Below are 25,056 nucleotides of genomic sequence, written 5' to 3'. Positions count from 1 at the left end.
GTTATATGTCAACAAAAGATAAGATTATGGTTCTTGGACGTGATTTGATTCAAGAACGTGGTGTCAATGGCTTTAGTTTTGCGGATATTGCTAAGCAATTGGATATTAAAAAAGCCAGCATTCATTACTACTTTCCGAGTAAGGCTGACTTGATTGAGGCTGTTTTAGATCAGTATGACTTGGATTTTTTTGAAGCCTTGTCGTCTGCTAACAGTAGTGATTTGGAAAAGAATCTTAAGCACTTTCTCTCTCTCTATGAGGTCAATTTCAAGGAGGACAAGATTTGTCTTTGCTCAGATTTAGCAGTGGACAGTGTTCATTTGACGCAGGTTGTTAATGACAAGGTGGGGCTATTTTTCCAGAAGAATATCGACTGGTTAGCTCAGCAATTGTCCCAAAAAGAAAATCCCCAAGCAGAAGCTGAAGATTTTTTCGCAGCTGTTCAAGGGGCGCAGTTAGTCGCTCGTAATCAGGGCGGAGCAGATTATTTTAAACGTGTGATGACAAGGAAGGTCAGCCTCCTTGTTTAAGGAGGGCGTATGAAAACAATTATCATTGGTGGTGGACTAGCAGGGCTCTATGCAGCCTATCGTTTGCAAAAAGCTGGTCAGGATTATCTACTTCTAGAAGCAAGTGACCACTTTGGCGGTCGTGCCAGTGGTTGGGCGATTTCAGAGACAAACGAGCTTGAATTGGGGGCGACTTGGGTCTGGAAGGACTTCAATCCAACCTTATTTGAGCTATTGGATGAACTGGGCTTGACTTATTTTGATCATCCAGCTGGAGCGACCATCTATGATAGTAAGGTCGAAGGTAAGTCTATCTTAAATCGTCCCTACTCAGCAGGTCAGCGTTTGGTAGGTGGTATGCCTCAGTTGATTAAGGCTCTAGTAAAGAGACTCAATCCTCATAAGCTCCATCTCAATCAGGCTGTGAGTCAGGTGACTCTCAAAGGTAAGCTACTTGTGACGACAGCAGACCAGCAGTTTGTAGGAGACCGTCTCTTTTTAGCAATTCCTCCTCGTTTGGCTGCTCAGCGTATCAACTTTCAGCCTAGCCTTCCCGATGATGTGATGTCAGATTGGTCAGAGCAGGAGACTTGGATGGCTCCTCATGCCAAGTTGATTTACCATTTTGACCGACCTTTTTGGAGAAAGCAGGGCTTGACTGGTGATGTCATCTCTGATGCAGGACCGATGTTTGAAATACATGATATTTCAGATGAAGCAGGTCAATTTGGTGCCCTCTTTGGCTTTTCAAGTCTGTCACCTGATGAGCGTAGTCAATTGACCGACCAAGAACAGTTAGAAGCAGGGCTGGTTCAATTAGAAGGCTACTTCGGCTCAGATATTCGAAAATACTTGAAGGCAAGTCTTCTGAAAGATTGGACTCAGGATACTTTTTTAGCGACTGAGGCAGATAAGTTGGCGAAAGGACATCAATTTAAGTCAGCTCAGGCGGTAGCTAGCGGTGCTTGGAAATATCAGTTGCGTGGTATTGCTTCTGAATTTTCTCCCTCATATCCAGGCTACCTAGCAGGTGCCTTAGAAGCGACAGACTTAGCTTTGTAACATGTGAAAAGGATAGGATATGTCACTCTTATATTTGGCCCTTGTCTTTGGGGTTATCATTGTACTCTTGATGCTTAAAAAGCCACTTTATATGGCTATCGGTTTTGGGATTCTTAGTCTCATTGTCTTATATGGTTTTGACATAGCTAAGATTACTCAGGCTAGTTTGAACTTTGTGACCAATAAGGATTCAATTGCCATCCTCTTATCTATGTATCTGATTACTTACCTGCAGAAGGTTCTGGAATCAAGACGAGCTATCAAATTGGCAGAAGAGGACCTAACGAGACTCTTTCAGAATCGTCGAGTGACAATTGCAGGTGCTTCCTTGGTTATTGGTCTCTTGCCATCAGCGGCAGCCATGGTACTTTGTGCTGACATTGTTAAACATCAGACAGATGGCTATCTGGAACCAGAAGAGCAAGCTTTTACAACCACCTGGTTCAGGCATATCCCAGAGTCAAGTTTGCCGACCTATCCAAGTGTCCTCTTGATGGCTAGCTTGTCTGGTGTTGCCATGTCTCAATTTTTGCTCTTTATGTTGGTACCTTTGCTGACCTTGTTTGCTATTGGTTACTTTAGGTATTTGAGACGGATTCCAGCTAAGCCAGAAAAATTGGTAAAAAGACAGGTTGGACACGATCTCCTTTCCTTGGTTAAGCACTTGTGGAGCTTACTTCTTATCATTATTCTTATCCTTGTTTTCAAGTTTGAGGTGGTGCCAGCTGTTCTTATTAGCTTGGTCTTGTCAGTCTTTATTTATAGATTGTCAAGACAGGAAGTTCTCTCCTTTTCTAAATCTGCCTTAGAGCCAAAATTATTGGTAAGCCTTGCTTTTGTTCTTTATTTCAAGGAATTCCTCAGCCTGACTGGAGCCTTGGCAGAACTACCAAATGCGCTCAGCCATTTACCGCTTCCAACATTCATGATTTTTGTTATCCTCTTTTTCTTGGGCGGAATCATTAGCGGAGCTAGCGGCATTATTGCCTTGGGGACACCCTTGGCGTTTGCGGCAATGCCATCAGCAGGAGTTGCCTTGCTAGTACTCCTCATGTGCTCAGCTCATGCTGCTAGCCAGATTTCACCAGTCCATGTTTGCCTGACAGTGGCTTCAGACTACTATCACATTAGTCTGGGTGATTTGATCAAAAAGACCCTTCCTGCCTCTCTTCTTTTTATCCTTTTGATGATTGGTTATTATTTGGTCTTGACAGTATTTTTATAGAATAAAAATCAGCATTCGATGGAGTGCTGATTTTAGAATGTAGACAAACCTAACTTTCAACGGAATTGGATACAAAAGCTCAGCTTGTTTAAAATAGATGACCGATTTATGCGAGCGAGACTGTCATAGGCATTTCTTACAATCGGAATATTTGAGAGTGAAACAGTCCAGCGGACTGTTTTAGGTCTGAGCCTTGAAACTGGAAATCGAAGAAGCTCGAATGGAATTCCTTGGTTTCCTGACATCATCCACTGGATAATGTCACCTGACGTCCGACATCACTTAAGAAAAGTATCGAAAAAGCCTTTGTCTTCAACCAGAATCCAGTCATCACAAGGTGGCTGGATTTTTGCTTTATAATTCCACCATCAGTTGAGAGATGGCAACCAGGCAGGCTTTCCCGCTCAGCTGGATGGTTTTATCTTCCTGCACCTTGCAGTCGAGATAGCCACCACGCTTGGAGGCCTGATAGGCTAAAAGATGATTTTTCCCCAAATGACTAGCCCAGTAGTCTGCGATTTGGCAATGGGCAGAGCCACAGACAGGATCCTCTGGGATCCCCAGTTTGGGAGCAAAAGAGCGTGAGACGGTATCTGTTTGTTGACCAAGAGCTGACGCGTTTTGAATACGCCCAGGTAGCTTAGCCAAAAGCTCTTGGTTTGGTGTCATCTTTCTAACCAGCTCTTCTGAATCGAAAATACAGATCAAATCCAAGCCCAGCACTGCCTTGCTTGGACGATAGCCGAAGGCTGCCTCCATTTCATCAGTGACGGGGATTTCTTGCAAGTCATAACTAGGAAAGGTCATCTGGTAGAGCTCACCATGACGCTTGACCTCAAGAGGTCCGCTCAGGCTTTGAAAGACCAATTCTGTCCAATCTTTTTCGATATGATTGAGGATGACATAGGCAGAAGCCAGAGTGGCATGTCCACAGAGCTCAACCTCAGTTTCAGGTGTGAACCAGCGCAGATGATAGCCTTTTTCCTCTTTGACAAGGAAGGCTGTTTCAGATAGATTATTCTCAGCAGCTAAGCTAAGCAGAGCCTGATCACTAGGCCAGTAATCCATAACACAAACAGCCGCAGGATTACCAGAAAAGGGCTGGTCAGTAAAGGCATCGACAATGTATTGTTTCATAAGTCATCTCGCTTTCTCTCAGTTAGTTTCATTATAAAGAGAAGTCAGACTTGTTTCAAGTTTGGATTGGGAGTGATTTTAATATGTCTTTCCAACAAATCCTGCTAGGAGTTCGATGGTTGAGGCTGCGTGGTGGTCTGCAAAGACAGTCAATCCCTCGTCTAGTGTTGCGATTTGTGTCATATCGTCTGTTGTTAATTCAAAGTCGAAGATGTCGAAGTTTTGGCGGACACGTTCAGGGTTAGCTGATTTTGAGAGGGATACCACACCCAGTTGGAGTTGCCAGCGGAGCATGACTTGGGCAGTTGATTTGCCGTATTTGTCTGCCATAGATTTGAGGATTGGGTTGTTGAAGACGTCGTGTTGACCTTCTGCAAAGGCTCCCCAGCTTTCAACTTGAATACCTTTTGATGTCATATAGGCTCTTTCTTCCTCTTTTTGGTTGAAGACGTGGAGTTCGACTTGGTTGACCGCTGGGACAACCTTATTAAAGAGCGATAGGTTAGCTAGTTGGTCAGATTTGAAGTTTGAAACACCGATAGCGCGGATTTTCCCTTCTGCATAAAGTTCTTCCAGCGCACGCCATGCTCCAAAAGTATCACCGATAGGTTGGTGCAAGAGGTAGAGGTCGATATAGTCAAGGTCAAGCTTTTCGAGTGAGTCAGCGAAGGCTTTTTTAGCGCCCTCATAGCTCATATCAGAAATCCAGAGTTTAGTCGTGATAAAGAGCTCCTCACGTGGGACACCTGATGCCTTGATAGCCTTGCCGACTGTCTCTTCGTTGCCGTAAGACTGGGCTGTATCAATGAGACGGTAGCCCGTTGCAATAGCTTCCTCGACCACTTTTTGAGTTGTTTCAGCGTCTTGGATTTGGAAAACACCAAAGCCAACAGTTGGCATTTGAATTCCGTTATTTAGTGTTGTGTAGTTCATTTGATTTACCTCGCTTGTGATTTGTGATGTCTTTAGTATAATCAGATATGGTCTGTTTGTACAATGCTTTTTAGTCATTGTGCTATAATTAAAGTGAATACTGAAAACGGAGGAAGACATGATTGATAACTACTTACTGGAACAGCTTGTGGCTGTTTATGAGCAGGGGACTCTATCTGCAGCGGCAGAAGAGTTGCTTGTCTCTCAACCTGCTCTCAGTCGCTCCATGAAAAAGCTGGAGGCTGAGTTGGAAGTTTCCCTCTTTGAGCGCAGTCGCAATAAGTTGACGCTGACTGAGACGGGGAAATTAGCTGCGCAGGAAGCCAGAAAGGTTCTAGCTGCGCAGAAAAAATTTATCAGAACTGTTCAAGATTTTGCCCAGTCCAAGGAGACAATAACAGTTCAGTCAGTGGCTCCAGGTCCACTCACCCTACTTGCTTCAGACCAGCAGTTTGAGATTTCTCAAGACTTGCTAGCAGAAAGTGAGATTGAAGACAGTCTTTTGTCTAGAAGTGTCAAGCTGGTTTTCTCAGCTCAGCCATTGGACACAGAAGAGCTCCAGTCGGTCTATCTGGGTTCGGAGGATTTGCGTGTTAATATCGACCGCATGACGACCAGTCTGACTGGGGAGGAACTGTCGTTTTCAGCGATTGATAAGCTCAGCTTTGTCACCATGGATAATCTGGGAATCTGGCAGGACATCATTGAGGCAGAGATGCCAGAGGCTAAATTCATCAGCCAGTCCAATCCAGACCATTTTGCCGAAATTTTGAGTCATTCCAGTTTTCCCTTTTTCACGACAAATCTGGTCATGACAGAAGAACTTCAAGCACACATCAACAAGCGTTACCAGTCCTTTTACCTGACAGATGAGAAGGCTATGCTAGATTTCTACGCTGTCTTTAGACGAGAGGATGAAAGGCAACTAGCGCCAGCCATTTCCAAAATCAAAAGCCTGTGGCAAAAGAGGGGTTAGGGATGCGAAAACTATCGGACTATCTTTATCGTTACCGGTATGAATTTGCTTGTTTTAAATAAAAGAGCTAAGTTGATAAAATAGGAATTTTTCTTTACATAAACTGACTTTCCGTTATCATTTTTCTGAAGGGAATGATTCTTAACCAATAATTCTAGCTCTAAGCCAAGTTTCAATTTCTTCTGAAGATTCAATCATACCACGCTCAAGCCATTCAACAATCCAACCGTAGATGCCATACAAGTAAAAGGAAGATAAGTAGGATTCAAAGTTACTTTGTACCGTTTGAGGTATCAAGAGAGGTTGAAGGATAGGGATAATAAAATGAAGACATTTTTGTCGATATAAAACGAGATAGAAGTCAGAGTGCTCTGCTAGATGTCCAAACAAACTTGATAAGAGGAGGTCATTACGATTGTTCCCCTTGTTATCCTCATCAAAAGCTACTTTGTTTTCGGAATACCAATTCGTCATCAGATTTTTAGTTTCCTGATGCAAGATATCCTCCATACTATCAAAATTACGATAGAAAGATACTCTACTAATTTGTGATTCTTTGGCTAGTTCACTGACGGAGACCTGATGAATATCCTTATCTTTCAATAGACGAATGAGTCCAGAGGTTAATTCTTGCTTAGCATAACTTTGCTTTTCTTGATTGTTCATGATGTTACAAATATCCTTATTTTGTTTCATTTTTGCTGAGAGAGGTTTATCTCATATCTATTATAGCAGAGGTGTGTTACACTTGTTACATATTGCAAAAAATGCTGACGGTTTCGTCAAGAAAGGTTTTTACTGGATGTTTTCAAATTGGAAAAAATACTTTATCTCTCCAAAATCAAAAAAGATTCTCATTTTTATGGGATTGCTTTTACTAGCTATTATTTTAGGACAGTTAGCTGCCATTTTTGTTCTAAAAGCACTGTTTACCACTTAGGAGGGGACCATGAAAAGAGTTAAAAAAATAATGAAAAGAGTGGCTCTCGTTATTGTCCTACTCTTAGCCTTTTTAGTTTCCTTTGCTTTAAAAGCCCTCAATACTTTGGGTTTGGATTCGGCAGTTGGATTTGCTATGCAACCCAAATCAAGAGAAACCCTAATTACTATGGATCAGGTTGATAAGGAAGTGATTTCGGTTTCCTATATTACTAAAGAAGGGAAAGTCGAGCAGCGACCAATTAAATACTATCGACCTAAGGATGCGACAGGTAACATCCCACTGGTATATGTTCCACATTATGCCTTGGATGAGGGGAGTGTCGAGTGGCAGACTTATCTTTCAAATGGCTGGGCAGTTGCTTCTCCTGATGAATTTACCAGTGCCTATAATGAAGTCCTTGTCAGTGATGATTTAGTTTTTAACAATGCAGCTCTCTACACGCTGAGAAATAAGGAGGGTATTGATAAGGAGCGCATAGCCCTTGTCGGTGGAAGTGCTGGTGGATACATGACATTGATGTTGGATGGTCTTCAACTGGGCAATGTCGCTGCAATTGCTAACTCCCCTGTTTCAAATGTCTATTTCAATTTTGAAAAGCATTTTCTAGCTGCAAATGAAATCAATAAAAACTGGAAATTGTTTGATTTGCCAATTCCTTATGTTGCCATGTCAGTTCCACGCTTTACAAAGAATAATGACTACATTGAGTCACTTGATGACTTTGATAAGTGGACAGAATTATCTCCTCTAGGACTTGCTAAGATGTTTTCAAGTCCAATCGTAATTACTCACTATACTAGCGATATGCTTGTGCCAGTCGATACAACATCTAAAACTTATACCTATGACAAGCATGACGGCACTTTACCTGATGATTTTTCAACAAGACTCCCAGATAATTATCCAGGAATATTGTCGCATTCATTGGAAGAAGAATTGCCTGCTGGCTCTGTCTCGACTGTCAAATATAACTTTTCTGACTTGCCATCTGAGTTTGACTTACCTTACCGTACAGATAGTCAGTTCAGTATCAATATTATTGATGATGGTAAGGTTAGCGCAAAAAATAGCCATAATCAGACGGACACAGAGGAAGTTAAAACAATTCTCTATGGTTATTACCTGACAAGTATGTTTGAAAAAGGACTAGGTCAGACAGAAGTACTGAGTACGGAAAAAGCTCTGCTTCTCTTAGAACGTTATCAAGGAAAGAGTCCACAGCTTTCAGCACATGAGAATGTAGATAATACAGTTTATGGTTCTTTGGTGATTTATCAAGAAGAAATTATTGATGAACTGAAAACCTATGTGTCAACTAAGTCACTAGAGCAGTTAAAGCAAGAAATGACAGAAGCTATCAGTCAAGCTCCACAGGAAGAGCAGGCTAACCTGCAGCAAACATGGACGACTATTCAAAGTCAGATCTAGATATATAAAAACCGAACTTGTCTGATTTTCAAGTTCGGTTTTTATTTTCGGTTGCTGACCTGAAACAGTCTATCCCTAGACTGTTTCACTCCTCCAACCAAGGGAGATTTTCAGTTTGGTGAATGTGCTTGCGCTCCATAACTGATAGGTCTTGGTCACAGCTATCAATAGTGCCAAGTTTTAGGGTCAGAAGCCCTGCTTGGTCATCTTTTTCGTGGAAAATCTGTGAGTGACAGTTGCGGCAATAAGTACGGACTTTCCCAGGAGATGACTCATAAGTTGCTAGCAAGTCTTTCCCGCTCAAGAGTTGGAAGGCCTCCTTGTCAATCAAGCTATTGGTTGAAAAAGCTGACGACGTTGCCTTACGGCAGAAAGAGCAGTGGCAGAAGACAATAGGACCATTGAGGCGCGTGACCTCATAAGTGACCCCTTTACATAAACATGATCCAGTAATCATAGGATACCTCGCTTTCAAGTTTATTATAGCATGGAAATGACTTACTTATCATATATCTGTAATTCTTGTAGGTAGGCATCTTTAAGTGACTGAGGCTGTAAAACCTTGGTGTGCTTTCCAAAGTCGATGAGATAGTGGACGAGATAATGTTCAGTATCAGGATTGTAAAATCCTTTGAGTAGGAAGTTGCCATCCTTCTCTGGTGAAGGACGTTGTTCTCTTTTAATTAAATGTGATGATTTTCTTTCCTTTATTGCCCCCAGCTTGAAAATCCAGATGGGCTTGTTTGATATGGTCAAGATCAAAGGGGTAGGTTTTGTCAATAAGAAGGCGGAGCTTGCCTTCTTGGTAGAGTGAGATAACATTTTCAAGCTCAGCAGGGCTTATAAATCCCATAGAGTAGATCCCAGTAATGCCTAGCTTCTCAGTTAGTTCCTGATTGATAGCACCATTGACAGAAGTGATGATACCTCCTGGTTTGACCAAATCGTAGCTCTTATCGAGTGTTTCTTGACCAGTCAGATTGACGACTAAGTCCAGGTTAGACAGAATCTGAGTAAAATCTTCTTTGCGGTAATCGATGACCTGATCGGCACCCAAAGCCAACATATCGTCAAGGCCCTGTCCAGAACCTGTGGCAATAACATAAGCGCCAGCGTTTTTAGCTAGCTGAATAGCTTGGTTACCAACTCCCCCAGAACCACCGTGAATAAGGACACGATGTCCTGCTTTTACCTGACCATCACGAACTGTTGCCGCATAGGCAGTAGCGATGCTGACTAGAAATCCTCCTAGTGGAAGTAGGTCAAGTTCTTTGGGAACTTTGGCAAGTGCTAGTGTCTTTTCTTCGTCGAGAACGATGTAATCAGAGTAGGTGTTCATAAAGGACATACCGATAACATGATCGCCAACTCTGACATTCTTGACCTTCGAGCCGACAGCTTCGACGATTCCTGAGAAGTCTTGCCCTAGTGAATGAGGTAGAGTTGGTTTGATTTCTTTAGGCATAGTAGGAAATGGGCCATACTCACGAATAATGATATCAGGGTCATTGACCCCGATAGCCACTGTTTTAATAAGAACTTCCTGTGGTTTTAAGCTTGGAATGTTTGTTTCAGTCATCTGCATGACATCAACAGAGCCATATTGATTTAATAAGATTTTTTTCATAGATTACTTTCTCCAATCAATTTATAAGAGCTGTGCTCTTCTTAATGAATTAAGTATAGCTACTTTGGGACTTAAAGACAATTCCCAACTAGAAAGGAAGTGTTACTTAAGTAACACTTCCTTCCTAGTTGTTTCTTATTGGCCATAGTTAAAGAAAAAATTGCGGTTAGTATTTACCATCCAGCGGGCAAAATCTTCCTTGCTTTCTTGTCGTCCAGTTTTGACCCAACGGTTCCAGTTAGAGGCTGAGAGTGCCTTGATTACATCTTTTTGGTAATCGATCCAGCTATTATTTTGACAATAAAGAGAATTGCTTAGTTCATCAATATAAGTTCCCATAACGTCCTCATACCAACTAAAACCAATTTTTTTCTCGGCAACTAGTTCAAAGAAATCCAGATTTTCTTCGATAAAATCTAACAAGGGAAGAAGTCTTTTGATAGCTTCCTCTTCTGAAATAGTAATTGGCATTTGGTTTGGATTGAGTTTGCATAGTCGTTTGCTGAACTCATCAGACATTTCGGCCTCTATTTTTTCAACTAAATCATATTTGTCTAAGTAGTGAGCATAGAAAGTCTTTCGGCTAATATTAGCTTCTTTGCTTAACTCAGCGACGGTAATCTGCTCGAAATTTTTCTGAGCTAGGATGTTTAGAAAGGTTGAACGAATGGCGTCTTTGGTTTTACTTATTCTTAAATCTGTAGTCATAGGCTATCCTTCTATGAAAAATCACGGAGATTTTGACTTGGGTCTGGGTGAGCGATATTGTTGCGTTCACGCACTTTTCGACGAAAGAGCATGTTTAGGCGAGAGATACCATTTCCCAAAATGATAACGATAAGACCCTGAAGCCAGATATGCTCACCTGCTAGGAAAATGGCTGCGCCACCAAGCAAGATAAGGAAAATAAAGCTAAGCCAACCCTTAGCGTCTAGGCGGTAGAGGTCTTGATTATAGTGGGCTGTCGAGAGAACGCCGATAAAATATATCATGACCCCAGCCAGATAGAGCCAGTGTCCCATGCTGGCATGATGATGGTCAGCTAGAAACTCAATTCCCACCGTGAAGAAGTTAATCCCCAAGAAGATAAAGAGGTGTGCGAAGAAAAGGAGACTGGCCTCACGTTCTGAGTGATGGTCGACACTAAGGAAGGTCTGCGACATGTAGAACATGAAGAGAAAAGCCATAGCTAGAAAGAGCAGAATCCCATTGATGGGTTGGCTTGAGAGTGGATAAGTCTTGATGATGGCAATAACGGCCTCACCGAAGGCAAGGATGGTCATAAGCTGCATCCTTTCCATCATGTGAGGAAAGTTAAGCCCAGCTCGCTCCGCCTCATGGTCAAAACGGATGACATAGTGGTTGACAAAAGGTATCAGATAGATAATAGCAGTCAAGTCAGTAACCCCAATCAGCCCAATGGCAAAGGGAATCAGACTAGCTGCTGCAAGCAGAAGTCTCAAGATATGCACCTTGATATCATCGTTAAAGCCCAGCTTTCTTCCTTTGAGGAAAAATTGCAGAGCGATAATCAGATAGGCGACTATCAAAAGCCCATTGAACCAGATAACCATGGAGCTACCAGCCGTCATATTATCCATCTCAATATTAAAGTTGAGAGCTAGATTTCCCATGACAAACATGAGAGCCACGACAGTAAAAATATCAGCAGTCCGAGAATCACCGTACTTGTTATAGTAGAAAAGCTCATTGTACCAGACATTGAGCAGGATGACATTAGTCATAACAAAGGCAAAGATATTGCTGAATCCCAAGTGATCAACGTGAATAGACGAGGTCAGACTAGAAATAGCCATGACCATAGACAAATCAAAAAAGAGTTCATAGTTGGAAACCCTTTTGGCGAGTTTTTTAGACATAATTCCTCCTAAGTAAAGTTTGAAACTAGATTGTTTGCATATAATCCTACCTATTATATCACAGGATTAGGACGGATTTAAAGGAAGATTCCTTGACAGTTTCCGCCAGCTTTGCTATTCTCAAACCCATGCTTATTAAGCATGCAAATCATTTTGTATAAGTATTTGTAATAGATCTTTTTCTGTCGTATACTAGTCTCAACAAAACAAAAGAGGAAAATCAAATGAAAAAATTACTTATTTCAAGTTTAGTATTGGCAGGTTTAGCACTAGGTTTGACAGCCTGTTCTCAGCAGTCATCTTCGACTTCATCAACAGCTAGCTCTGCTATTTCAACGAGCTCAACAAGTTCATCTCAAGCGAAAGGAAACTATACAGTGACAGAACAAGAATTAACTTTTGAAAGTAATGGTAACCGCATCTACGGACGTGCTCTTTTGCCTGATACAGACGAAGCTGTGCCAACTGTAATTTTGAGTCACGGTTTTGGTGGTAACCATGAGCAAGAAGAAACCTTGCAAGAGGATTTGGCGGCATCAGGTATTGCTGTTTATAGCTTTGACTTTTCTGGTGGTACAGGTTATGAACCAGGTCAAAGTGAGGGTGACATGACAGATATGTCAGTCTTGACTGAGGAACAAAATTTGAAAGATGCCTTGTCAATGATTCAAACACAAGACTTTGCGGATAAAAATCAAATCTACCTTATGGGTGCTAGTCAAGGTGGTGTTGTGACAACCTTGGTTGCTGAAGAAGAGCAAGATCAAATCGCAGGCGTTTTCCTTCTCTACCCAGCCTTCTCACTCTTTGATGATGCTAGAGACCGTTTTGCATCTGAAAGTGACATTCCAGACACTTACAACCTTATGGGCTTGACTGTCGGTAGCCGTTACTTTACTGATATTTACAATATGGATATCTACGACCACATGACTTATAGCGGACCAGTTCACATCTTCCACGGTGATGCTGATAATCTTGTTAACATCTCTTACTCAGAACGTGCAGCTCAAACCTTCCCAAATGCTACCTTGACAACAGTTAGTGGTGGTACACACGGTTTTGCAACGAGCGACCAAGAATTGATTGCACCAACTATCGCAAGTGAAATCTTAGGAGACTAATAATGAGAAAATATTTAGTATTGATTATGGCAATGCTGGCGCTGGTTTTGACAGCCTGTGCCAACTCGAATGCCAGCCAATCAGATGACAGTTCGTCATCTAGCAGTCAGTCTAGTTCATCTAGCCAAAGCAGTTCAAGTTCGACTGGTCAGACACATCAGATTATCGTGACCATTGATGGGGTGGATTACACAGCAACCTTGGATGACAGTCAAGCTAGCCAGTCTTTGCTTGAACAGTTGCCGCTTGAAAATCTTTCATTTAGAGACTTTGCATCAGGTTTTGATGAGAAAATCACAGACCTAGCTCAGCCATTGGACTATAATGACGATGAAAATAGTGATGACCCGCAGGCCTTGGATATTGGCTACTGGTCACCTGATGAGCGTTTGGTTTTCTACTATGGGAATGTTGGTGCCTATTCTGGCATTCATGTTATGGGTCACTTTGATTCAGAAGACGCTCTTGACGCCATTCAGGGCTTGAGTGACAGCTCACAAGTCAGCATCCGTTTGGCTGACTAATATGATAAAATGGACAAAACAAGAAAGAAGGAACATAATGACTAAGACACTTTTTGCGGCAGACCGCACACCACAAGCAGACATTCACTATATTTTTGACCTTGCTGAGACAGTTGTCCGTGAGCAGGTTTACTATCCAACACGTTATGGGGTTGAGATTGCAGCAGACCTTTACTATGCTAAAGATTTGGACAAGACGACAAGTTCTCCAGCACTTGTAGTAGGACCTCCATTTGGTGGGGTTAAGGAGCAAGGTCCTGGTGTCTATGCTAATGAGATGGCACAACGAGGCTTTGTTGTTCTTGCTTTTGATCCAGCCTACCATGGTTACTCAGGTGGACAACCTCGCTATGTTGGCTCTCCTGATACCTACCTTGAAGATTTCAGTGCAGCAGTTGACTTCCTTGGCACACTTGATTTTGTCAATCGTGACCAGATTGGGGCTATCGGTATCTGTGCTTCAGGTGGTTTCTCATTGGGTGCGACAGCTCAGGACGCCCGTATCAAGGCAGTGGCAACTAGCGTTATGTACGACATCCCTTCTTTGGCAGGTCTTGCAACTGGTCAAGAACGTGCTGAGCAGGTAGCAGCTCTCAGCCAGCAACGTTGGGATGATTTTGGAAAAGAAAGCAGCGCCTTCGACTACAATTATCCAGAAGCACCGCTTGATCAAGTACCAGCTGATCTTCCACCAGTCCCAACAGAATTCCTCTCATTCTATGCAACCAAACGTGGTTGGCATGAGCATGCTAGAGCAAATATCACTGCCACATCAAATCTTTCCTTTATGAATTTTCAGGCAACTGCAAGAATTGATGAGATTTCTCCACGTCCAGTCCTCCTCGTCACTTCTGAAGAAGCACACTCAAAAGATTTCTCACTAGCAACCTTTGACCGCCTCAAAGAGCCAAAAGAACTCTATGTCCTTGAAAAAGGTCAACACGTTGACTTCTATGACAGAACAGATACTATCCCATTTGACAAATTGGAAGACTTCTTCAAGAAAGCTTTCAACTAAAAATTTCCTCCTCTATAAATAAATTAAGGTAGAAGATTGTCTTCTACCTTATAGTGGATTGAGAAAGGAATAGGACTAGGCAAGGAGCTGCTGATAGAACTGGTGTTCATCAAAGCGACTTAACGACGTCCTAACCTTTCTTCAATTCACTATAGTTTTCTTTTAGAGTTTCTTCAAGGCTCGTTAAGAATGCCTTAGCAAGTGCGGATTGTCTGTTCTGTTTTGTCCAAATGACTTGTAGAGGGTCTGTATTTTCCAAAGCGAAGCTGACGAAATCCAGTTGACTTTGGTCGTAGTCTGTTGGGATAACACCTCCCAGACAGAGTGCAATGCCCAGCCCTTCTTTGACTAGTAGTGACGCATTGAAGAGGAGGTCGTAGGTGGCAACAATCTCATAGTCTCCCAAGCCAGCTAGGGCTGTAAAGTCGATATTGGACTGACCTGATACAATGAGGGGATAGTTGATAATATCTTTGAGTTCAAGAGAATCAATCTGCGTCAGAGGATGTCCTTTTGGTAGGAGGACACCCCATTGATCACGATTTTTGATTGGCAGGCTATCGTACTTTCTATCATCGTAGGGACCGAAGGTGATGCCAAAGTCTAAGATTCCCTGATCCAGCTCTTCTTGAATACGATTTCCGTTACCGCTGCGCGTGTGAACCTTGATGCCAGGATATTTATCAATTAGGTGTTTGATAGCTTTTGCGATAATATCCAGAGATTGACTTTCTGCCATACCGATATAGAGTTCACCTGAGACTTCATGAGAATGGCGGATGCTATGCTCCGTTTTGTTGACCAAGGTGAGAATTTCAATGGCACGATTGTAGAGATATTGCCCATCTTCAGTTAGCTGAATTTCACGACTCCCTCGGTGAAAGAGGACGGTTTCTAATTCCTCTTCCAAATCTCTGATTTGCCGTGAGAGGGTCGGCTGGGTAATATGGAGTGCCTGCGCAGCATTTGAAATAGACTTGGTCTGAACGATGGTGACAAAGTAGTTGAGGACACGAATATCCATGAAGCTTCCTCCTAGTAAAGGTCTCTTTTTCTGTTAGTATATCATAATATTCTGGGAAGACTGAGAAAGCTGTGACTCTTTCTAGTTTTCCTTAAGAGATTTTTAAGTCTCCTTGTTTATTCTGTTTACAAAATGTAAATGAATAAAGGAATTGGAAATGAATAAGCAAACACTTTTTAACGGTAAACACTTGGCAGTCAAGCAGGGGCATGAGAGGAAACGTAAGTCTAAAAAGGGCTTGGTTTCTGGTATTATCTTGGCAGGTACTCTATCTATGGTGAGTATGGGTCAGCTAGTTTCTGCAGATGAGACGACAAGTACAGATAGCTCTGCTATTGTTAACACCAAAACCAGCACTGATTCGGATGAGGCAGCAACGACTGAGGCATCTACTGAGACAAGTACAGAAGCGTCAAGCTCATCGGATACGACTGAAACATCAGCAAGCAGTACAGTTGAGACAAGTAGCGAGTCAAGTACAAGTTCGGAAACCAGCACAACTGACTCTAGTGAAGCTACTTCAGAAACTACAACTACTGAAAGCAGTACAAGTGCAAGCTCAGAAAGTTCAGAAGACAGTTCGACTGCTACTAGTCAAGCTAGCTCAGAAACTGCAACAAGTGCAGCTACAACAAGTGAGGGAGCAACTAGCTTAACGACTGAAGCAAGCACAAGTACAGCTGATACGACTTCAACGGACACGACTGATGTGACAGAAGTGACTGGAACGATTACACTAGATGGTTCAACAGCAAGCACGACTTCTGAAACTGTAACCGTGACAAGCAATACCGTAACGGTAACGGCAGGTGGTACCTATCTGATTTCTGGTTCAGCAGATGGTATTACGATTGTTGTTGACCAAACGGTTACTGAGGCAGTCACTCTAATTTTTGAAGATACGACTCTTGAAAATGGTAGCGTCAGCTTTAACGGTTCAGGTACCAATACTCTTGTCCTCAGTTCAGGGACAACCTTGACTATTTCCGGTGGTGACTCAGGAATTACTGCAACTAATCTGACCATTCAAGGGGATGGTAATCTTGTCATTACTGATACGACTAGCTATGGAATCTATGCGACGGACTCTATCACTATCGATGGTGGAACGATTAGTATTGATACGGATGGTTCAGGTATCTATGCCCTCAATACGACTGATGCCAGTCTTGGAAATGTGACTATCAACGATGGTACAATCACAATTGCTGCGGGAACGACATCTTCAGCTACTGAAGGTGTTTATGCTGGGAATGCTCTTACGGTAAATGGTGGAACAGTAACTGTGACTTCATCTTATGAAGCCTATGTTGGAAAGAGCATTACCATTAACGGTGGAACCTCAACTCTTCGTGCCAGTGATGATGGTATTGTAGCCAAGGATCCATTTTATGAGGATGGGGTGACTGTTTCTGACGATGCTTATAAAGCAACGGTTGTCATCAATATCAATGGTGGAACAACGACTGTCGTTGCAGATGGTGACGGACTTGATGGTAATGGTAATATTAACATTACAGGTGGAACACTAGAAACTTATTCAACAACAGATGACAATGCAGCTATGGACTACGATGGGACATCTATTATCACAGGTGGTACAGCTTGGGCGATTGGTCAAGCTGGTATGGCTCAGGGATTCTCAACAGGTTCAACTCAAGACTATATTATGGCAAATGTGTCAGGTAATGCAGGTGATACCATTACTGTGACAGACAGTTCTGGAAATGTCATTGCTACAACAGTCGCAGATGTAGCCTTTGCAAATGTTGTCTTCAGTTCAGCTGATATCGTAGATGGCGAAACCTACACCATTTCGACATCATCAGGAAATTCAGCGACAGCAACATCAACCACAGAAACCCAGTCAAATATGGGTATGGGACCTGGTGGTCAAGGAATGACACCTCCAAATATGGGTGACGGAACAACGCCTCCAGCTTTGCCAGATGGAACAAACCCATTTGGAGATGGTACGACCCCACCATCACTTCCAGACGGCAGCACACCTGCAATTAACACGAGTGAGACGATGACAAATCCAGAAGCAACTTCTGAAGAAGCTAACTCAACTGCTGACTCTGAGGCTACAGACAGTCAAATTGCTGATTCTAGTTCATCAGAAACAGCAACATCAGAAAGTTCGACCTCAACTGAAAGCACAGCAAGTTCTGAAACAATAGTAGCAGAAACAGTAATAGCTTCAGCAAGTGCAAATGAGAAGTCATTTGCTCAATCAAGTGCCACTAAGCAGGCAAATATCTCTAAAAAAGCGACTAAAAAGACAGGGCAACCTCAAACGACAACAAGCAGCTCAAGTCGTCAAAAAACAAAGACTAGCTCATCGACCTCAACAAGCAAGACAGCATCTCAGTCAGACAGTAGTAGCCTTCCTGAAACAGGAACAGAAAACAGTGCAGGGCTATCAGTCTTAGGACTAGCCATGCTGGGATTTTCATCACTAGCAGTCTTTAAAAAAGGTAAACACCAGAAATAATTAAAAAACCTCAGCTTAGATAAAACTAGGCTGAGGTCTTTTTAGTTGCTTGTTTGGTCAAAACGATTGTGAATAAAGATAAAGTCTGTCCAAGCAACAAAGCATAGAGTAAAGACTGCGATTAAACCTGCATAATGCCAGATTTCTTGGTTTTCCTGCCTCAATATTCTCTAATCGTTAGTTGATACTATTCTCAGGAAAATCTTTCTGCTTAGGACTGTCTTTATAAGCAAAAGTTATAGCCAGCCATAAAAAATTTAGAGTTTGCAAGGGGGATTTTCCGAGCTATAATAAGTCCAACAATTAAATAAAACAACAGCGATAAAAAGATGAGTAAATCTGAGGAGGATGCGCAGAGAGCCGCCGTTTGGTGAAAGGTGGTCGTCTGATTCGATTGAATATGGTCTTGAAGCGAGATGAGTTGAGCATGAGTGAGATTCATCCGGGAGCTCCCGTTATAGAGCCTGGGTATATCTTAACTGAGTATCTTTGCAATCAAAAGAAAATATGAAACAGTTATTTATAAATGTACCTAAAGGTGGAGAGTTGAATAAGAGTAACTCTCAAATAAGGTGGTACCGCGGAAACAAGCACTTTCGTCCTTATCTTGCTAGCAAGTAGTAGCAGGGTGACGAAGGTGCTTTTTGTCATCCAAAATCTAAAGTAGAAAGGGAGTCTTGCTAGTACTAAGTTGCTAATCTCATTTGACAAAATAAGGAGAGGTGTATGTTTTTTGATTCTCATTATCTGCTGGATTTGTTTCCACAGATCATAAAAGCTTTCCCGATAACCTTCTTCATCGTTATCGTCTCTACGATAGCAGGGTTACTTTTGGGATTGTTGTTAGCAATCATTCGTTTGGAGAAGGTGCCCTTGCTCAATCAGTTGACAATTGTCTACACGTCTTTTATTCAAGGGACGCCAGTGATTGTGCAACTCTTCATCGTCTACTATGGAGTGCCTTATTTACTATCTTTGGTAGGGATTGACACTTCTGGTGTGAGTAAATTGACCTTCATGTATATTGCTTACAGTTTAAATACAGCAGCTTATATGGGTGAGATTATTCGTGCCAGTATTGCTAATGTCCCGCAAAATCAGTTTGATGCCGCCTATTCACTTGGAATGACTAAAGTTCAGACTTATAAGAATTACATTATTCCACAGGCGATTAAGGAAATCTTGCCAAATTTGGAGTTGTCCATTGTATCGCTTTTGCAAAATTCTTCATTAGCGACTTACTTGGGCATTTACGACATCATGGGCAAGGCGCAGCTGGTCGGAGCCAATACGGCACACCAAATTGAAGCTAATCTCGATGCCGCCTTTATCTTCATTGTGCTGAGCATTGCTATCCACATTGGCTTCAAGGTTTTCCTTCAAAATGAAGAAAGTGCAGATGAGGTAAGTGATCATGTGATTGAGGAAAGTGTGACCAGTCAGCTTGAACCAGTTAAAGAAACGATTATCAAAAAGGGAGAATTGAGTTATGAGTAAAAAAGTAAGCAAATGGAATTGGAAAAAAAGTTTAGGGAGCCTTGCTATTTTGGCTCTGATTGGTGGAGGCCTTTACTATGGCTTATCAAGCAATAGTGCCGCAGGGGATGATAATGCTAGTAATGATGCTGACGCTAAGACAGTTGTTATTGGAACAGGATCCAACTTTCGTCCTTTCGTTTATCAAGATGCAGACGGTAATGACACAGGTTATGAAATTGCCTTGCTTAAGGCTATTGACGATGAACTACCACAGTACAAATTTGAAATCGAACACTACGAATTTTCAAATCTCTTTCCAGCTCTTGAAAATGGCAAAATTGATATCATTGCTAACCAGATTGAAACCAATGAAGAACGCCGTGCAGAATATGATTTCAGTCAAGTTGGCTACACCAACTATGACCTGCATATCCAATCTTTGACAGGTGGCTATGAGTCTCTGGATGACTTGAAAGGTAAGAAAGTCTATGCCATCGCAGGAGGAAATGCGCCAGCTATTCTGGAAGCTTATTTGGAAGAAAATCCAGGTGCTTTTGAGATTGTTTATGGATCTTGGTCCGACCAAGTTCTGCTTGAAAACTTTAAAAATGGGACAGTTGATGCAACCTTGGCAACTAAGTACACGGTTGACTACACCAATCAGCAGTTAGGCTCTGACTATCAAGTCTCTGACACTGCTGTCAATGAGTCATCAACTTACTATCTCTTCCGCAAAGATGATGAAGACGAGGATGAACTCAACGAAGCTGTCAGCCAAGTCCTCAAAGAATTTAAGGAAGACGGTACTTTGCAAAAAATCTCTGAAAAATACCTTGGCGGAGACTACACAAATTAGAATACAGGAGGACTTCTATGGATTATCAGTTTATTTGGAAATGTATAAAGGTAGCACTAGAGTACACTCCTTTCACGCTTTATCTGACTTTGGTGGCTTTCGTGCTAGGTCTTATTATCGGTGTTCCGATTGCACTTATCCGCTTCTATAAGGTTCCTTTCTGGGCACGCCTCTTTGAGTGGTTGACGAACATCTCTAACAGCGTTCCGCTACTTTTGACGCTGACGATTGTTTATTTGGTGACAATTCCTGCGGTGCCAGCTCTGGGTCATCTTTTAGGGCAAGAGTGGCGTTTCAGTGATTTTCCTAGAGAATGGATTGCCATCATCGTCTTAGGACTATTTGCCATTAACTATGTGTCGGAAGCTATTCGTGCCAGTCTATTATCGGTTCCTAAAAATCAATGGGAAGCAGCAGCATCCATTGGACTTAGTCAGAGACAGACCCTTTTTCGGATTATCTTGCCGCAGGCTTTTAAGTCTAGTATTCCCGTTTTTGGTAATATCATTACCAATCTGATTAAGGGTTCTGCGCTGGTTTCAGCAGTTTCCGTTGTAGATTTACTCAATGCAGTACTCATTGCTAGCCAAATTAACTACAAATACCTGGAAGCCTATATCGCAGCAGCTATCGTTTACTGGGGAATCTGCTTAGCTGTGACCTTTATCTTCAAACATCTTTCCCAAATTTCATTCCACGGAGGATTTTCACATGATTAGCATTAGCCATCTTAATCAGACCATTTCGGGTAATACTATTCTCAAAGATGTATCGCTTGATTTGCCAAAAGGAGAAGTTGTTTCCATTATTGGACCGAGTGGTGCTGGGAAGACAACTCTCATTCGTTGTTTGAATTTGCTTAATATTCCTGATAGTGGCGAAATTGCTTACGACGATAAGGTAATTCGATTTCCCAAGGTTGGTCGCAATGAAGCCAAGGAAATTCGACAAAATACAGCAATGGTTTTCCAAGAATACGCTCTTTTCATCAATAAGACAGTCTTGCAAAACATTACCGAAGGCTTGACAATTGCACGTAATGTAAAGGCATCAGAAGCCAAGGAAGTTGCGGAAAAACTGCTGAAAAAAGTTGGCTTGTATGACAAGCGACATGCCTATCCGCATCATTTATCAGGTGGTCAGCAGCAACGTGTTGGCATTGCCCGAGCTTTGGCACTGGATTCGGATGTCATTCTCTTTGACGAACCGACATCAGCCTTAGATCCTGAGACGATTGGCGATATTTTGGACTTAATTCAAGAAATTGCGCAGGAAAATCCTGATAAGTCAATCGTTATCGTGACTCATGAAATGCAGTTTGCTCACGACATTTCTGACCGAGTTGTCTTTATGGAAAAGGGGCAAGTTGTTGACTCTGGGACACCAGAAGCTATTTTTCATAAAACAGAAAATCCTCGTATTAAAACCTTCCTCCGTCGTGTGCGATATCAATGACATGAAAAAATGATTAATTTAGAAAGAAGACTACTATGACACAAACAGTTATTACTACAGACATTACTACTGACCAATTATTGAAAACTATTGAGGGTGCTTATAACTACATCCAATCAAAACGTATTGAAACAGAACATGGTATCCGTTATTCTTTGGAAGGCTCTGCTAATTCAGATCCCTATTTCGATGACATTTCCCTTTACTCTGGTGCTGCTGGTATCATTCACTTTTTGCTTCATTATTATGAGGTGACAGGCAATGAACAGTATTTGCAAGATGCGGAAGCAGCCTTTTCTTATATTCAGTATCGTTGGAAAGAAGCGCGTGAATTGAGTCTGGCATTCTCGCCTTGGGCTTTTACGACAGGTTATGCTGGTGCTTCCTTCGCCGTGGCTGAACTCTATAAATTCACTCAAAAAGAAGTTTACAAGACTTTCATTGAAGAAGTCGTAGATGGGATTATTGCTGATGTTAAGGCATCTGATGATGGAATTGGTGGTTACTGGACAGGTTCTTTTGGGATTTTGGCCGATTCTGGTATTTTCCTTGAACTCTTGTCGCTAGCAGATCAATTTGACCGCCAAGACTGGCGTGATTTCACTCTACAAACAGGGCGTGTTTTGCTAAATAAAGGTATTGACTATAAAGATGGTGGGCGCTACTTTGAAGGTTCATCCTTTGGTGGCAAGATTATTCCAGGTTTCCCAATTGGAGCTGGCGGTGTAGCTTACACTCTTCTAAAACTTTACCAAGCAAGTGATGATAAAGCTTTTTTGGATGCGACAGCTGGTGTTAAAGATTTTTACCATGCCATCTATGAGTATCAGGACAAGACCATTACGGTACCGCATGATTTACCAAATGAAGAAAATGAGAATCCCGTGCATTATCTTGGTTATTGTGGTGGTAATGCAGGTCTCATTCGTTACCTTTATGAAGATTACAAGGTAAGTAAAGATGATAAGAATCTGTCAGAGATTGAGCAACTTATTCAGTCCATTGTTGATTTGGGCGCTCCTGAGGAACATTCGGAAGGCTTCTGGCATACGATTGCTTATTGTTGCGGCAGCGCAGGTTTCCTCAATGCCTTTCTTAGTGTTTACCAAGTGACTGGAAAGGATATTTACCTTGATTTTGCGAAACGCACAGCAATTCAACTTGTGAAAGATGGTGATTTGAATGAAGAAAACGGACAAGAAAGTATCAAATGGAACGAAGCTTACACGCGTTTGGAACCCGATAACATTTCTGCGCCAATCGGATTTTACGACGGAGCAGCAGGTGTGGCTTCAGTCCTACTTCAACTTTATTCTTTATTAGAAGGGGACTACAAGGTGTCACGTATTATTGATGACCCATTCCCATCAACCTATTGATTAGCAAGAAATTTATTAGGAACATATTCAAAAAAATAATTCGAGGAGAAGAGATATGACATATTTAGTAACAGGTGTAACAGGTGGTCTAGGTACTGCCATTTTGGAGCAGTTAGTAAAAAAAGTACCTGCCGATCAGATAGCGGTTCTAGTACGTTCTGAGGAAAAAGGCAGAGCTTTTGTAGAGGCGGGTTACGATGTTCGTATTGGCACTTACTCTGATTCAGTGAGTTTGGAAAAAGCATTTGCAGGAATTGAAACCTTGATTTTTGTGTCTGGGGCACCTGGTCAAGAGGTGGCGCGTGCGGAGCAACATAAAAATGTGATTGAAGCAGCCAAGGTAGCTGGTGTAGCTAATATTGCTTACACCAGTATCTCAAATGGTGACCAATCAAGGGCAATTTTGGCACCAGACCATATAGCTACGGAGAAATTGCTTAAAGAGTCTGGTCTGAACTATAAGATTTTGCGCAATAATTGGTATTTTGAAAATGAATTGGAAAGTTTGAAAGCGGCAGCAGTAGGACAAGCATTTGTTTATGCAGCTGGTGACAGCAAGGTTGGTTGGGCACTCCGCCGTGAGTATGGTGAAGCCATTGCCAATGCAGCAGCGCAGCCATTTACCGAAAATAAAATCTATGAACTGGCAGGTAAACAAATCACTTATGCCGAATTGGCAGCAGCAACCAAAGAAGCGACAGATGCTGACTTTGATGTGGTATCACTCTCTATTGAGGACTACAAAGCTAGCCTTGAAAAAGCGGGACTTCCTGAGCCGGTCATCGATATCGTAGCAGGCATTCAAAATGACATCCGCAATCACCAGCTGGAAGTCGCACACAGTGACCTAGAAGAATTACTGGGACATCCGCAGTTGTCAACAGTGGATGCTATCAAAGAAGTGTTGAGTTAAGAAAGAGGCTGGGCAAAAACTAGCTTCAGAATAGAAAAAAACGAGCACTTCCGCAGTCGGAGATGCTCGTTTTCCAATGTCATGGTTTATAATTATAATATCCACAAAACAACTAGAAAGCCATGATCATGTATAAAGAGTATAACACAAATCAACTCAGTTTAGAACTAAATCTTGCCTACGATATTCCTATGACACACGAGGCTAGACTCATTAGTCTTTTTGTGGATAGTATTCCTAGTCACGTTTTACTAGAAGAGAAGTCTCATACTGGTCGCCCAGCCTTCCATCCTGCCATGCTCCTGAAAATGACTCTCTTTGCTTATGCCCGTCAGGTCTTTTCTGGTCGTAAAATGGTGCAGATGAACGAGGAAGTGATTCCCATGAAATGGCTGAGTCAGGATACCTATGTCAGCTACAAAACCATCAATAATTTTCGTTCTAGTAAGCATGCCAACAACCTGATTAAGACTGCCTTTATCTACTTCACTCTCCTCATGCGTGAACATGGCATGATTGAAGACGAAGCTCTCTTTATTGATGGTACAAAATTGGAAGCAGATGCCAATCTTTATACCTTTACTTGGAAAAAGGCTGTTGCTAAATATGAAGCTGCTCTAAATGGGAAACTCTCAGAACTCTATGACCAGCTGGTTCAAGAAGGTGTGAACATAGCCCTGTCTAAAGAAGATTGTGAAACTAGCCAAGGTTTAGAAGAATTGCTTGAAAAAACTGAGGAAGCCTTAGCTGAGGTTGAGAAGGCTATTTCTGAGGAACCCAAAGTCATCAAGGGTGGGTCAGCCAATAAACAGAAGCGACGTCGTATTAAGAAACTCCGTAACCAGTTGAGAAAGGATTATCTCCCTCGTAAGCATCGTTATGAAGAGGCTAGAGAAATCCTCCAAGAACGCAATTCCTTCTCTAAAACAGATCATGATGCTACCTTTATGCGGATGAAAGAGGATCACATGGGGAATGGTCAGCTCAAACCTGGCTATAATGTCCAAGCTGCCACCAATGGTCAATATGTCCTTGCCTACGATATCTTTCCAAATCCAACGGATACC

25 protein-coding genes and 1 other annotated feature are annotated in these 25,056 nt (G+C 42.1%); of the genes, 17 read left to right on the top strand and 8 right to left on the bottom strand.

Annotated features, from left to right (window positions below):
- Positions 1 to 5 precede the first annotated feature (5 nt).
- The 3 genes from JOC28_RS04915 to JOC28_RS04905 are packed head-to-tail and all read left to right on the top strand — an operon-like array spanning position 6 to position 2,796.
- Positions 6 to 530, top strand: a complete 525-nt coding sequence (locus JOC28_RS04915; protein ID WP_205009531.1) for a TetR/AcrR family transcriptional regulator — start codon at positions 6 to 8, stop codon at positions 528 to 530.
- Between the two features lie 9 nt (positions 531 to 539).
- The gene (locus tag JOC28_RS04910; protein ID WP_205009530.1) at positions 540 to 1,571 is read left to right on the top strand and encodes a flavin monoamine oxidase family protein; all 1,032 of its coding nucleotides are present in this window, start codon (positions 540 to 542) and stop codon (positions 1,569 to 1,571) included.
- A 19-nt stretch (positions 1,572 to 1,590) separates the two neighbouring features.
- Positions 1,591 to 2,796 carry a DUF401 family protein gene (locus JOC28_RS04905; RefSeq protein WP_205009529.1) on the top strand — a complete coding sequence of 402 codons (1,206 nt, stop codon included), beginning with the start codon at positions 1,591 to 1,593 and terminating at the stop codon, positions 2,794 to 2,796.
- Positions 2,797 to 3,150: 354 nt separating this feature from the next.
- On the opposite strand, the gene JOC28_RS04900 is transcribed toward JOC28_RS04905, so the two are convergent.
- Positions 3,151 to 3,933 (bottom strand): PhzF family phenazine biosynthesis protein, encoded by a 783-nt coding sequence (locus tag JOC28_RS04900; protein ID WP_205009528.1) that lies wholly within the window; start codon positions 3,931 to 3,933, stop codon positions 3,151 to 3,153.
- Positions 3,934 to 4,011: 78 nt separating this feature from the next.
- Entirely contained in the window at positions 4,012 to 4,866 is an 855-nt protein-coding gene (locus JOC28_RS04895; protein ID WP_205009527.1) for an aldo/keto reductase, read from the bottom strand.
- A gap of 118 nt (positions 4,867 to 4,984) precedes the next feature.
- On the opposite strand from JOC28_RS04895, the gene JOC28_RS04890 reads away from it, so the two are divergent.
- Positions 4,985 to 5,842: a LysR family transcriptional regulator gene (locus JOC28_RS04890; RefSeq protein WP_205009526.1), complete on the top strand. Its 858-nt coding sequence runs from the start codon at positions 4,985 to 4,987 to the stop codon at positions 5,840 to 5,842.
- 141 nt (positions 5,843 to 5,983) lie between these two features.
- Here the strand turns inward: JOC28_RS04890 and JOC28_RS04885 are convergent, their stop codons facing one another.
- Positions 5,984 to 6,508: a TetR/AcrR family transcriptional regulator gene (locus tag JOC28_RS04885; protein ID WP_205009525.1), complete on the bottom strand. Its 525-nt coding sequence runs from the start codon at positions 6,506 to 6,508 to the stop codon at positions 5,984 to 5,986.
- An 82-nt stretch (positions 6,509 to 6,590) separates the two neighbouring features.
- Here JOC28_RS04885 and JOC28_RS04880 point away from each other — a divergent pair, with 82 nt between their 5' ends.
- Both JOC28_RS04880 and JOC28_RS04875 read left to right on the top strand, forming a co-directional pair.
- The gene (locus JOC28_RS04880; protein WP_205009524.1) at positions 6,591 to 6,782 is read left to right on the top strand and encodes a hypothetical protein; all 192 of its coding nucleotides are present in this window, start codon (positions 6,591 to 6,593) and stop codon (positions 6,780 to 6,782) included.
- Positions 6,783 to 6,791: 9 nt separating this feature from the next.
- Complete coding sequence (locus JOC28_RS04875) at positions 6,792 to 8,213, top strand: alpha/beta hydrolase family protein (protein WP_205009523.1); 1,422 nt, start codon at positions 6,792 to 6,794, stop codon at positions 8,211 to 8,213.
- A gap of 85 nt (positions 8,214 to 8,298) precedes the next feature.
- On the opposite strand, the gene JOC28_RS04870 is transcribed toward JOC28_RS04875, so the two are convergent.
- The 4 genes from JOC28_RS04870 to JOC28_RS04855 form a co-directional block, all read right to left on the bottom strand.
- Positions 8,299 to 8,670: a GFA family protein gene (locus JOC28_RS04870; RefSeq protein ID WP_205009522.1), complete on the bottom strand. Its 372-nt coding sequence runs from the start codon at positions 8,668 to 8,670 to the stop codon at positions 8,299 to 8,301.
- 222 nt (positions 8,671 to 8,892) lie between these two features.
- The gene (locus tag JOC28_RS04865) at positions 8,893 to 9,840 is read right to left on the bottom strand and encodes an NADP-dependent oxidoreductase (RefSeq protein WP_205009521.1); all 948 of its coding nucleotides are present in this window, start codon (positions 9,838 to 9,840) and stop codon (positions 8,893 to 8,895) included.
- A 135-nt stretch (positions 9,841 to 9,975) separates the two neighbouring features.
- Positions 9,976 to 10,548: a TetR/AcrR family transcriptional regulator gene (locus JOC28_RS04860; RefSeq protein WP_205009520.1), complete on the bottom strand. Its 573-nt coding sequence runs from the start codon at positions 10,546 to 10,548 to the stop codon at positions 9,976 to 9,978.
- Between the two features lie 11 nt (positions 10,549 to 10,559).
- Positions 10,560 to 11,720 carry a low temperature requirement protein A gene (locus JOC28_RS04855; protein ID WP_205009519.1) on the bottom strand — a complete coding sequence of 387 codons (1,161 nt, stop codon included), beginning with the start codon at positions 11,718 to 11,720 and terminating at the stop codon, positions 10,560 to 10,562.
- Positions 11,721 to 11,944: 224 nt separating this feature from the next.
- Between JOC28_RS04855 and JOC28_RS04850 the strand changes: the two genes are divergently transcribed.
- Genes JOC28_RS04850 through JOC28_RS04840 form a run of 3 tightly spaced genes read left to right on the top strand, consistent with a single transcriptional unit; the run spans position 11,945 to position 14,386 of the window.
- Entirely contained in the window at positions 11,945 to 12,844 is a 900-nt protein-coding gene (locus tag JOC28_RS04850; RefSeq protein WP_205009518.1) for an alpha/beta hydrolase, read from the top strand.
- Between the two features lie 2 nt (positions 12,845 to 12,846).
- A complete protein-coding gene (locus tag JOC28_RS04845; RefSeq protein WP_205009517.1) occupies positions 12,847 to 13,368 on the top strand; it encodes a cyclophilin-like fold protein in 522 nt (173 codons plus the stop codon).
- 37 nt (positions 13,369 to 13,405) lie between these two features.
- Positions 13,406 to 14,386: an alpha/beta hydrolase gene (locus JOC28_RS04840; RefSeq protein WP_205009516.1), complete on the top strand. Its 981-nt coding sequence runs from the start codon at positions 13,406 to 13,408 to the stop codon at positions 14,384 to 14,386.
- A gap of 130 nt (positions 14,387 to 14,516) precedes the next feature.
- On the opposite strand, the gene JOC28_RS04835 is transcribed toward JOC28_RS04840, so the two are convergent.
- Positions 14,517 to 15,410, bottom strand: coding sequence for a LysR family transcriptional regulator (locus JOC28_RS04835; RefSeq protein ID WP_205009515.1), 894 nt, complete (start codon positions 15,408 to 15,410; stop codon positions 14,517 to 14,519).
- A 157-nt stretch (positions 15,411 to 15,567) separates the two neighbouring features.
- On the opposite strand from JOC28_RS04835, the gene JOC28_RS04830 reads away from it, so the two are divergent.
- The 8 genes from JOC28_RS04830 to JOC28_RS04795 all read left to right on the top strand — a co-directional run.
- Entirely contained in the window at positions 15,568 to 17,907 is a 2,340-nt protein-coding gene (locus tag JOC28_RS04830) for a carbohydrate-binding domain-containing protein (protein ID WP_205009514.1), read from the top strand.
- Positions 17,908 to 18,219: 312 nt separating this feature from the next.
- Positions 18,220 to 18,514 (top strand) — a binding site (T-box leader).
- Positions 18,515 to 18,633: 119 nt separating this feature from the next.
- Positions 18,634 to 19,404, top strand: a complete 771-nt coding sequence (locus JOC28_RS04825) for an amino acid ABC transporter permease (protein ID WP_205009513.1) — start codon at positions 18,634 to 18,636, stop codon at positions 19,402 to 19,404.
- On the top strand, positions 19,397 to 20,242 hold the full coding sequence (locus tag JOC28_RS04820; protein WP_205009512.1) for a transporter substrate-binding domain-containing protein: 846 nt from the start codon (positions 19,397 to 19,399) through the stop codon (positions 20,240 to 20,242). The genes JOC28_RS04825 and JOC28_RS04820 overlap by 8 nt, the downstream gene beginning before the upstream one ends.
- A gap of 17 nt (positions 20,243 to 20,259) precedes the next feature.
- Entirely contained in the window at positions 20,260 to 20,961 is a 702-nt protein-coding gene (locus JOC28_RS04815; protein ID WP_205009511.1) for an amino acid ABC transporter permease, read from the top strand.
- Positions 20,954 to 21,697 (top strand): amino acid ABC transporter ATP-binding protein, encoded by a 744-nt coding sequence (locus tag JOC28_RS04810; protein WP_205009510.1) that lies wholly within the window; start codon positions 20,954 to 20,956, stop codon positions 21,695 to 21,697. Before JOC28_RS04815 ends, JOC28_RS04810 begins: the two co-directional genes overlap by 8 nt.
- Before the next feature lie 35 nt (positions 21,698 to 21,732).
- On the top strand, positions 21,733 to 23,076 hold the full coding sequence (locus tag JOC28_RS04805) for a lanthionine synthetase LanC family protein (protein WP_205009509.1): 1,344 nt from the start codon (positions 21,733 to 21,735) through the stop codon (positions 23,074 to 23,076).
- 55 nt (positions 23,077 to 23,131) lie between these two features.
- Complete coding sequence (locus JOC28_RS04800; RefSeq protein ID WP_205009508.1) at positions 23,132 to 23,989, top strand: SDR family oxidoreductase; 858 nt, start codon at positions 23,132 to 23,134, stop codon at positions 23,987 to 23,989.
- 128 nt (positions 23,990 to 24,117) lie between these two features.
- Positions 24,118 to 25,056: transposase (locus JOC28_RS04795; protein ID WP_205009556.1), on the top strand; the 939-nt coding region annotated here is incomplete at its 3' end.

Origin of the sequence: Streptococcus loxodontisalivarius (assembly GCF_016908645.1) — a bacterium.
Classification (GTDB): domain Bacteria; phylum Bacillota; class Bacilli; order Lactobacillales; family Streptococcaceae; genus Streptococcus; species Streptococcus loxodontisalivarius.
The sequence above is the reverse complement of the archived record's forward strand: the minus strand, read 5'-3'. Positions and strand labels throughout refer to the sequence as shown.